Source organism: Natronobacterium haloterrestre (assembly GCF_900112205.1).
Taxonomy (GTDB): domain Archaea; phylum Halobacteriota; class Halobacteria; order Halobacteriales; family Natrialbaceae; genus Natronobacterium; species Natronobacterium haloterrestre.
On record NZ_FOKW01000011.1, the window covers coordinates 1 to 9,828 of the forward strand.

Below are 9,828 nucleotides of genomic sequence, written 5' to 3' on the forward strand. Positions count from 1 at the left end.
AGTTCCGTGAAATTGTCCTCATGTTCGCCATCATCAACATAGAAAAGCTCTGTGAGCCTCTCTAACTACCATTCAGAAGCTATTCAACAAAGCAGTTCTCTTCCTGCTGAGCGAGATTGTAGTACTCTCGAATGTACTCGGTGACGTCGTCGTACAGCTTCCGCTCGGCTGGCGACATGTCTACCCCGAGCGCCTCGATGTTTTTCTCGGGAAACATGCGAGTCCCGTCGGTTTCGTACATATCGTCCTTCAGCCGACGGATCATCAGGTCGTCCAGTGCGTCGGGATTGATCTGAGATTCGTGGCTGAAGCGGTAGGGATCAAGCAGGCTAACGAGGAAGTAGAACTGGTCAGACTTCCCCTTGTGGGGTGTCCCGGTCAGCAGCAGGAGCGCGTCGGAGTTCTCGGCGACGGCCTCACCGACCATGTACCGCTGTGTGCGTTCGATCGAATCGTCGCTGGACCGCCGGGCAGTGAGATGGTGTGCTTCGTCGAACACGGCGGCATCCCAGGGAACGTCGAGGTTTCGCAGGGCCTCCAGCATGTCGTCCTGCTTGGCGAAGTCGATGGAGGTGATGATGAGGTCCTCCTGTAGCCAGACGTTCTGATTCGGGTGGGATTTTCGGTGTGAGCGGACTGTCTCGCGGTCGTAGATGACGAAGTTCCGATCGAACTTCTCGCGCATCTCCTCCTGCCACTGGACGACGAGCGGTGCAGGAGCGACGATGAGCACACGCTGTGCGCGCTCGCGGGCGATGAGTTCTTCGATGACGATGCCGGCCTCGATGGTCTTCCCGAGCCCGACTTCGTCACCGATGAGATATCTATGGTCGTACGAGTTCAGAATCTCGTAAGCCGCCTGGACCTGGTACGGTTCTATCTCAATACGGTTGTTCGTCAGCGACAGGAAGCGGTCGTATCGGTACGCGAGGTCGAGGCGGGTCGCACGTTCTCGGAGGTCGTGGTGAAGCGGGGCATCGATCTGTTTCGCTGCCAAACGGTCAGCGATGGAGTCGATCCGCTCAATGTGGGGAAGTCCACTGGGCAGTTTGCGAAGCTGTCCTTCTGTGGTGTAGACGTGGAGGAGTTGCCCTCCATTCGGGCGGTCCTCGATTTTGGTGATTTCACCCTGCCCGCCGGCGAACTTGACGTGGTCACCGACCTCGAAGCTAGTCATTTTTCATCCATGAGGGACCTGATTTTATTATGAAGTTCTCGGAAGGCTTGCTTAGACCTTGCTTTGCTACTTTCGCCCACAATATTCACCTTTCCAGACCGGAATATCATTATTGTACAATCAGCTTGGTCCGGTGTATACAAGACCGCGGCAAGGGAGTCCGGGTCATACTCAGTCCTTTCTAAGCCCAATCCCACAGAAATCGAACTTAATTCCAGCTCCATACCTAAATCGCCAGAGAGTACATAATTACAGATTTCAAACTCTTGTAGGTTCACAGAGCACTGGGTAATCTCAGACAAGATACTTATCATATTTTCCTTTGAACAATTGACTCCTTCCCTGGACTTAGAGCCAGTAACAATGAATTTGCCAGTACGGTAGAGGATTGCCAAGCCGTCATCAGTATATAAATATAGGCCAGGATGCATCTCCGGTTCATACCGAGTATTTCCAGTCAAAGAAGTAGCTAAATAGTTTAAATCAAACTCCTGTTCCAAGAGGCCAACAGCAACGATATTCACGGTTTTTAGGTTATCCATTTGGGTGGTACGTGTGATTTGGCGGTTTCCAACTTTATACGACTAAACCCCTTCTTGCACCGTCTTAATCTTGTCTTCAGAGAGCCCATAAAGCTCGTAGACTCGGTCGTTGATTTTTTGTTCTAATTTTTTAACTTCTGTTTCTAATTCCTTATATTGGCTCTTCTTCTTCCTGAAATTGCGGAAGGAGTCTTCAATATCCTCGTATTCAGGAAGGGTGAGTTTTTCAAGACGGTTGATAGGGGAATTCGTCTTAGTCGCCTTCTCACGGAACCCAGCAAACCCATCTCCTTTCTCAACGGCGTACGGGACAAATTCCTTCAGAAGATCCTCACGCTCTTGGTCAATTCCTACGAACTCTAGCGCAGCAAATTTTTCTGTTTCGGTGTATCCCCATTGATCAGTTTCGTAATCGTCGGGCTCCTCTGGCTTGTACCTCGCTGATGCGTATACAGTTGTTTTTGTGTCTGCTGAGGCGACATGAACGTCACCAATACGAAGACTGTCCTGATCTTTGCTTGTGGCGCTTAGGATTGTATCTCCGACGCCCTTAGGCGGTTGATACCCTGGAATATCTTGTAGAGATGGACCCCACGAATAACTACCTAAATAATCAGAGAGATTAACGTTGATCTCGCTCATTTTCTTTTTATTCTCTAGGATGTTATCCACAGCACGGATTATTTCTTGATCTACATCTGTCGGAACTTGGAGTTCATGTAGAAAACCCGTTTTGTAAGCCCGAAACCCTCCTCGTTTCTGAGGTGAAATACCTCTGTAAATGAACTCTAGAAGTTCAGAATTTAATAATCCAAGTAGGAATTTTAGATCATAATCCTCAGTAACGCGTATGCTCTTCACCTTCGTATTAAAGTAGTAATTTTTGTCACCTGTATCTGCAGTAAAGTTACTCTTATCGGAGATCTCGGGTGTCAAAATCTTGGGGTTCTGGTAAATGTCGGAATGCCTCTCACACCAGAGTTCATACCAATTCCGATTCGAATTCATCACATGAGTCCGACTTCGAACTTTCTCCTCATTTTCTTTTAAATACTCCCAAGTATTCGGGAACTCAGTTTTCATTCGTCTTTCTGGGATAACCTGATTATTTTCATAGGGGTAGATCGATTTTAGATCCGTTTTTGGAGGTTCGTACCGTTTGACATCTTGACCCTTCAAGACTGGTTTTAGAATTTCTTCTTCAAGATTATATTCCCCCACGGTTTCAGGGTCCACGAAATAGACTTCATCCTTAGATGTGTCAATACCTTGGGATATAGACTTAGTTACATTATCCAAGGTGACAAACTCACCGCTCATCGAGTCAAGTACATTTGCTACTGGAGCAGGAATTACGTCCCACGGCTTTTTGGAGAGTTCTGAATTCTTGAGTGTATAATTCTGCATTTCTTCTCGATCAAGAGTTTCGTAATTATTTGAATCAGGGGTATAAACTACAAACTCATCATCATTAGCTGAATTAGATAAAGAAATTATACATACGTAGTTTGTCGCTTCACCGAACACCTGAACATCGGATAGTTCAACAATTTCGGTTACGTGGGAGTGTTCGCTGATGACCTTTCTGAGACCTTCCCCGTAGGGCCTTCTCAAGAACATGGATGGCTGTATGTATGAGATTGAACCATTACAGATCTCGATTCCCATTTCTGTGAATAGGCAATAAATATCCCAACGTCCAGTCGTCGAATCATACTTTGTCTTAAAGTATGATTTTTGGAAGTCATTGAGAGACCGAGAACGAATGTAAGGGGGGTTTCCAATTACTGCGTCAAATCCGGATTTGTCCTTTTGACTACCATCGGTACCATAGAATACCTCAGGATACTCAAGCTTCCAGTGGAAGTAGTAGTCCTGTGATGCCCATTTCTGAGCCGTACGGAACCATTGCATCCCTTCAATTTCTTTCCATTTTTCATCCTCATCCAAAGCAGCAGCCATTCTCTCGTAGGCATCACTAGGTATCTCACCTAAGCCAAAATCGGCTGCTGTAGCTACATTTGCTATCGCCTCAAGTCGCTGCCGAAGCTTGTTCTGTTCGAATTCGTCGTACTTGGACTCCATCTCCTTGACATCCGCGAGTTCCTGGTTCTCGATGGCGATGAAGTCCTCGTAGATTCGCATCAGCTGCTCCATCGTCCCCTTCCGGGCAATACCGAAGTCTGCGAGCGAGGCGTTCTGCCCGTCGCCACCGCTATCTGACTCCAGTTCCTCTATTTCCTCTATATCGCTCCCAACGAGTGAATTCCCGGTCTTCAGATGGTGGTCAAGGAACGCGAGCGGTTGTTCGGCTGCAAGAGTCCGAAGCCACAGTGACACCTTCGCTAGTTCCACAGCGAGTGGATTTAGATCCACACCGTAGATACAACGCTGGGCGACTTGCCGGCGTGCCCAATTGATATCGTGCTCCTCATCAACCGTCTCGATACCTTCTTGTGCTGCCTGCTTTTCTTGGGCGTCAATGATCTCACGGGCCAAGTAGTCAACCGCGCTAGTGAGGAAGTGACCGCTCCCCATCGCTGGGTCTAAGATCCTCAGTTCGAACACTCTTTCAGCGAATTCAGCAGCGAATCCCCCTTCATCGAAGGCACTTTGACCGGCAAGGTCCATTCGAATGTCTTCGACGAGCGGTCCCAGCGTGTTCTCAACGATGTACTCTACAACGTACTCGGGCGTGTAGTACGATCCAGTGGCTTTCCGTTCGCCGCTATCTGTCGTAAGGTACACTTCATCTTCCTGCACGACAACGTCGTCGTCCTCATCAGCGCTTACATACTCACCATCGTCCAGCGCCAAAGGCTCGTCAGCAACGTTTAATTGATACTCCAGTAGTCCCTCGTAGATACTTCCGAGGTGACGGACGTCAAGTGAGGAGTAATCGACGAAGATCTTTCCGCCACCGTTGCCGTTCTTGCTCCGCGTCAGGAGTTCAATGACCTTCGCCAGGTAGGCATCACCGGCCGTGTGTTCGGCGAGGAATCGAGCTTCCGGGCTGTCGTCTTCGTCGGGATCAGTCCGGAACAACCCGCCGTTGTACGCCGGAATGTAGAGATCTTCTTCTGGGATGCCTCGGGACTTGCTTCCTTGGTCAATGAGCTTGAACAGCTCGTCCAGTCGGTCCCAGAGGTTGTCTTGCCAGTCGCGGTACTTCGGATCACCACTGTCGATCTCCTCGGCGACCTCCTGCTTGAGCGAGTTCAGGCTGTATGAGTGTTCATAAATCTCGTTGTCAGTGTCGAGGAGGTCACGACCCTCGGCTTCTGCGTACAGCACGAAGATGAGCCGGTACAGGTAGATGAGCGAGGAGTCGTGAATCAAGTCGAGGTCGTCCTCACTAAGGTCGTTATCGGGGTACTGTAGGAACCCCTCCGATAAGATCTTGATCGCCTCGTAGATGTTGTCCTGTAGGTCCTCTCCCAACTCCTGAGCGAAGACGTTGGACTCGTCGTAGACGTCATCGAGAAAACTGTCCCCGCCGGCGTCTTCGAGGAACGCCTCGTGTCGGAAGAAGAGGTAGAAGTACTTAAAGTCCTCAAGATCGCCCTTCTCAATGATAGCCGGGAGATCGACCTCGTAGTAGGAGTCGAGACGGTGGCTCGTGGGACCGTAGTAGAGCCGCCACTTCTTCCCGTTGGTCAGAACGGCCCACCGAGCAGGAGTCTCCTGCAGGTAGACGTGGATCTGGTAGCTCGGGTTCTCGAAGTCGCGTTCGTGTTCGCCGCTGCCGCGCGTATCGAGCGGACGTCCCCATCGCTTCGCGTCGGCGACAGCAGTCGCGTTCTTGTAGAAGTCTCCACCCTCTTCCCGCCGCTCGAACGCTTTCCGGGCGGCATCCTCGGTTTCGAAGAACCCGTAGTCCGGGCGGCGCTGGGTGCGACTGGTACTTTCCTCGACCTCGAAGGGGATGCCCAACTTCCTGAACATCGGCCGGATGAACTTCTCTTCCAGCTGCGACTCGTTGCGCTTCGGGGCAGTCGCCTTTTCGCGCTCCCAGAGGTCTTTGATGTCTTCGTATGCAGCTTCCAGTTTTTCGTCGCTGACCTCGTCCCATTCCTCCGTTTCGGGGAGGTGCTCGTCGAGGTAGTGGTTGGAGAACAGGTCCCGGTTCGTGCGGTAGGTGAGTGCCGTTTGCATGTCTTAAACTGGGGTAACGATGAGGAATTCTTCGGAATCCTTGCTGTCGATCAGTGCGTGTGCGACTTCCTTGGCGTCAGCGACGTCCACTTCGACGTCGTCGCCGATGTCCAAGCCGAGTTTTTCCAATTCAGACCCGGAGACGTTGATCCGGCCCGAATTCCCGGTGTTTCGACCGACTTGTTTCCGGGTCATTTTGATAGCGTGACGTATCAATCGAACCCATATAGTCTTTACTTAGTCTACGAAGTGATCGTAGAACCCCTTTTGAGAGAGTAAAATCAGAAGGGGATTGATGCGTAGATAAGACGTGGAACAAAGAGGTAGAAGTGAGCTAAACACTACGTAGTCGCTGCTCGCTCGCACTGTTTCGCACTTACAACCAGTTGCTCAGAAATCTCTAGCCACTCTTCCTCCGATGCCACGTCTTCTTCTACGTTTTCCACTACCGCGTCTACTACTTCTTCCGGCTCATACCGAGCCCAATCATACAGATTGTTGATCTTCAAATCTTGTTTAATATCCTTGTATGCTCCGTTGAATGCGTCCTCCTGTTTTGGAGTGGCTTCAACAAACACATTTGCAGGAATAGCAGCCAGCAATTCGTTCACTTCCACCTTTCTACCCAGCAAGTTGTCTATCGCAGTCTCAGTAATAGCACGCGACCCCGTCCCAGTCTCAAGGAACTCGATCAGATCTAGTTGCTTCTTTGCCTCGTCTGGCACGATAGCCTCTACATCACTCCGCTCAGGTTCATACGCTGGGTCGGTGATCTCCAGTTTATATGCAGTAACGAATCCAGACTCAATCTTATTATCAGGTATGAATTTGAGAACGTCCTCAAGAAACTCGTCGGCAGAAGAAAAGTGGCGCTCAGTGAAGATGATGTGGAACGTAAGCTTGATAGCCTCAGGTAGATCAGAAACCTCACTTTCGTTGCCTTTTCTCCCGAAATCAATGTGGTTTGGGTACTTGTCTTGCAGAGTCTCTCTGAGTTCTGGACTCTGATATTTTGAGAGGACGCCTCCCCATGACATCAACAGATAGGCATCCCTATTCTCGAATTCAGAGCGTACTCGCTGCTTTTCTTTCTCAATCAAATCGTGAACGTCTTTGGCGACAGCTGATTGGTCTAATTCACCTCGATCGACCACTTCGATAATGGTGGAGAATAGTTCTTCAGAGAGCGCATGACGATCGCGGAAGGGCAGGAAGCTTTCAATGAAAGCCGAGTAATATTCATTCAGGTCGTCTTCAGGTGTGCCAGTTAATGGATCAGCATAGAGTGAGTGGTCATGATGAATCGCATCGTAAGCGTTTCCATAGGCAGTAAGAAGCCATTCAGCGGTTTCGTTCTGCTGTTCAAAATCGCAGCTTGAGGTCGATAGAGCACGAGTGATTCCTGATTTGATGTCGTGAATTGTCTCCCCGGTTTCCAGAGAATCACCTGCTTTGACGTGTTCACGACAGAAAACAAGGATGAGACGGATTTTCTCTTCATCTTTAGATTGTTCCTCAAACAAGATATTAGCGATGCGCCGGTAGCCATCTCGCTTAAATAGTGAGGTTTCTGTAGAAATCTCGTCGGCCAATTGTTCTCTAACCGCAGGACTGGGTCGGAGTTCTTCGTCCATTGCCAGTTCGTCGAACGCAATTGTTTCGAAGTCTGAAACAATCTTCTGGGCTTGTTGGATGTCTTTTGTCTCCTCCCCAAATTTAACGAGGAAGTCAAAAGCAACAATACGTTGGGCGAGATCGTGAAGAGTACACTTAGTGGCTCTGGTACCTGGTTTTACAATTCGATGCCAGATCAAGGTTCCGTGCGTAATGCCGGATTCTTCAATGCGGTTATATCCCCACCAAAATCCGAGAACGGAACAAACCACGAGAACTATGGTTTCTTCAAGTGTCAGTGATATCACGTTGTACCTGATGTTGAGATACAGTGATGTGGCGAGAGTAACTGCTGCTACTTCAGCTGAAAGGCCAGTAAGCGGATTTTCTCTCTTCATGTGTTGGTGGTGTTTTCTCAGCCCAACACGGGCATACTGACAGGTACGAAATCTGTGATTATAGGTGTTCTTCTAAAATCTGAGCTAATTGACTATTCAGTGATAGCTACAAGGATTTCTTCCCGAAATTTGTGTCCTCTGAGCATGATGCGGAAAGTTGCTATTGGCGAAGGATCGAATTATCACATTAATTCTTGTTTCAGTTTTTTCGATACAGCTCTAGAATCCCGTGTGTCCCGCGCTGATCCGGGCGATTATAGTACTTTCCCTCCAATTTATCCTCCTCTTCATCGTACTCCAGAATAGCAGACCCGTAGTGTGGATCCAAGTCCTCATTCGTCTGGCTGCCTTCATTCCAATAATTGTACGACAATGTGGGCCAAGCTTTCTCTTTTACTAAGATTGTTGCTGCTCGGCTATACGACGGTGATTCTGGCCCATCCAGTGTTACAAGGATTTTGTCCCACGTTTGGTCAATGTCGATACTGGTCTCCTGTTTCGTCAACCCATCTATCTGCTGACCCGTAGTGACAATCTGATCCTCAGGTATAAGCTCTTCATCTGCCGATGTGTAGAGATATCCTTTCCACGTCCCGTTCAAGTCTGGAACAGCAACCAGTCCGTGGTCGTGCAGTAAGTCCCACTTCCAGAGATACTTTGTGAACAAGAGATAAAGAATTGTGGATATAACACCTAACGACAACCCGAGGATAGGTCCGAAGAGTTCTATGGCACCAAGATAAATTACCGCGGTGAGAATGCCGATGAGGATGTATCGACGGTGGCGATTGGTCTGATCAGTGGAAAAGTTGTGCATTCTTTTTCTTGTCGTACCAGTCGTTCCACATCTCTCGAAGCCGGGTTATGAGTTCGTTTGCTTCGGTTGTATTCCACTGTGTGTTGCTGTCACCAAATAACGGCTCCATTTCGGAGACCTGATCAAACTCGGTGAAGTCTGCATTTTGGAGATGCGTGAGCGCTTCATCAAAACGATCTGACCGACTAGATCGTTTTAGAATGTCCTCCGGGACATTATAGATGAGGCATTCGATGCCGTACGAGTGAGCGCTGATCGTCCAAAATGTATCAAAATGGTCGTTGTAGTAGTCTCGGGCGTTCTTGAAGATTCGTACAGTCTCTTTGTAGTTGCTATGCTTGTCGCACCCGTTTTTGTAGTGTTCTGTCGGGTAGTTAATGATGATTTCGTCAGAGAAACGTGGTTCGAAGGCCATCCCGGAAATATATTCTCCCTGTTCGTAACCCGGATAACTGGTATAGTACCGGTGTTCGATACATGGGACGAGATCAACATCTACACTGAGTCGATTACTTTCACTGTTGATTTCGATGGCCTTCCCATTCCACGAGATGTAACTGCTATCGAACTGTTTCGTGAGCCACTGCCAGACGTCGTCTGCAAACTCGTCGTATCCGTAATCAGGTGTGCCATGGTGACTATGATACAGTTCTCTTTCGTCGTCATCCAATTCGGATAGATCTCGCGTCCATGCCGATGTGAGTTTAGCAATGATATCGACGTCGCTACTCCCATAGGTGTGTGTGGTATTCTTGTATGACCCCTGTCGAAGAACGGTGAAGGAGCCGTCGCTTTGCTTTACCGGGGATCGATCCATAGTAAGTAACCACTCGATTTTATCGGCGGCCTCTTTGGATCCTTTGTCAGCACCTGTTTTGTGCCAGTCGTTGAACTTTGATTCCGGAATAGGCATTATTTGTTTTCCCTCCGGGATCCAACTGTTCTCATTATCGAGACTATTAGTTTGTAACCTACTTAAATGATTTCCTACCTTTGTGGAAGTGGAAGTTGCCGCGTTGTAGCTATTCTCTTGGGTTTATCCTGTTCTTCCCTACGAAGGATAGGGCTAAAATTCGAATATATCTTTACCGGTTAGGTCAAAGTAGTCATCAGCTGATTGAATAT

General features: G+C 48.7%; 6 protein-coding genes and 1 pseudogene. All 7 read right to left on the bottom strand.

Going from position 1 to position 9,828, the window contains the following annotated elements; genetic code table 11:
• Positions 1–94: 94 nt before the first annotated feature.
• Positions 95–1,177, bottom strand: a pseudogene (locus tag BM113_RS18030) (DEAD/DEAH box helicase); the annotation flags it as partial.
• Positions 1,174–1,719, bottom strand: coding sequence for a TATA-box-binding protein (locus BM113_RS18035; protein ID WP_089789420.1), 546 nt, complete (start codon positions 1,717–1,719; stop codon positions 1,174–1,176). The pseudogene BM113_RS18030 and the gene BM113_RS18035, both read right to left, overlap by 4 nt.
• 42 nt (positions 1,720–1,761) lie before the next feature.
• Positions 1,762–5,874, bottom strand: coding sequence for a class I SAM-dependent DNA methyltransferase (locus BM113_RS18040; protein WP_089789421.1), 4,113 nt, complete (start codon positions 5,872–5,874; stop codon positions 1,762–1,764).
• A gap of 3 nt (positions 5,875–5,877) precedes the next feature.
• Positions 5,878–6,069 (bottom strand): hypothetical protein, encoded by a 192-nt coding sequence (locus tag BM113_RS18045; protein ID WP_089789422.1) that lies wholly within the window; start codon positions 6,067–6,069, stop codon positions 5,878–5,880.
• A 146-nt stretch (positions 6,070–6,215) separates the two neighbouring features.
• Positions 6,216–7,886 (bottom strand): hypothetical protein, encoded by a 1,671-nt coding sequence (locus BM113_RS22005; protein WP_143095857.1) that lies wholly within the window; start codon positions 7,884–7,886, stop codon positions 6,216–6,218.
• A 199-nt stretch (positions 7,887–8,085) separates the two neighbouring features.
• Positions 8,086–8,703, bottom strand: coding sequence for a Cap15 family cyclic dinucleotide receptor domain-containing protein (locus BM113_RS18055; RefSeq protein ID WP_177209214.1), 618 nt, complete (start codon positions 8,701–8,703; stop codon positions 8,086–8,088).
• Complete coding sequence (locus BM113_RS18060) at positions 8,684–9,616, bottom strand: nucleotidyltransferase-like protein (RefSeq protein WP_089789424.1); 933 nt, start codon at positions 9,614–9,616, stop codon at positions 8,684–8,686. Before BM113_RS18060 ends, BM113_RS18055 begins: the two co-directional genes overlap by 20 nt.
• Between the last annotated feature and the right edge of the window lie 212 nt (positions 9,617–9,828).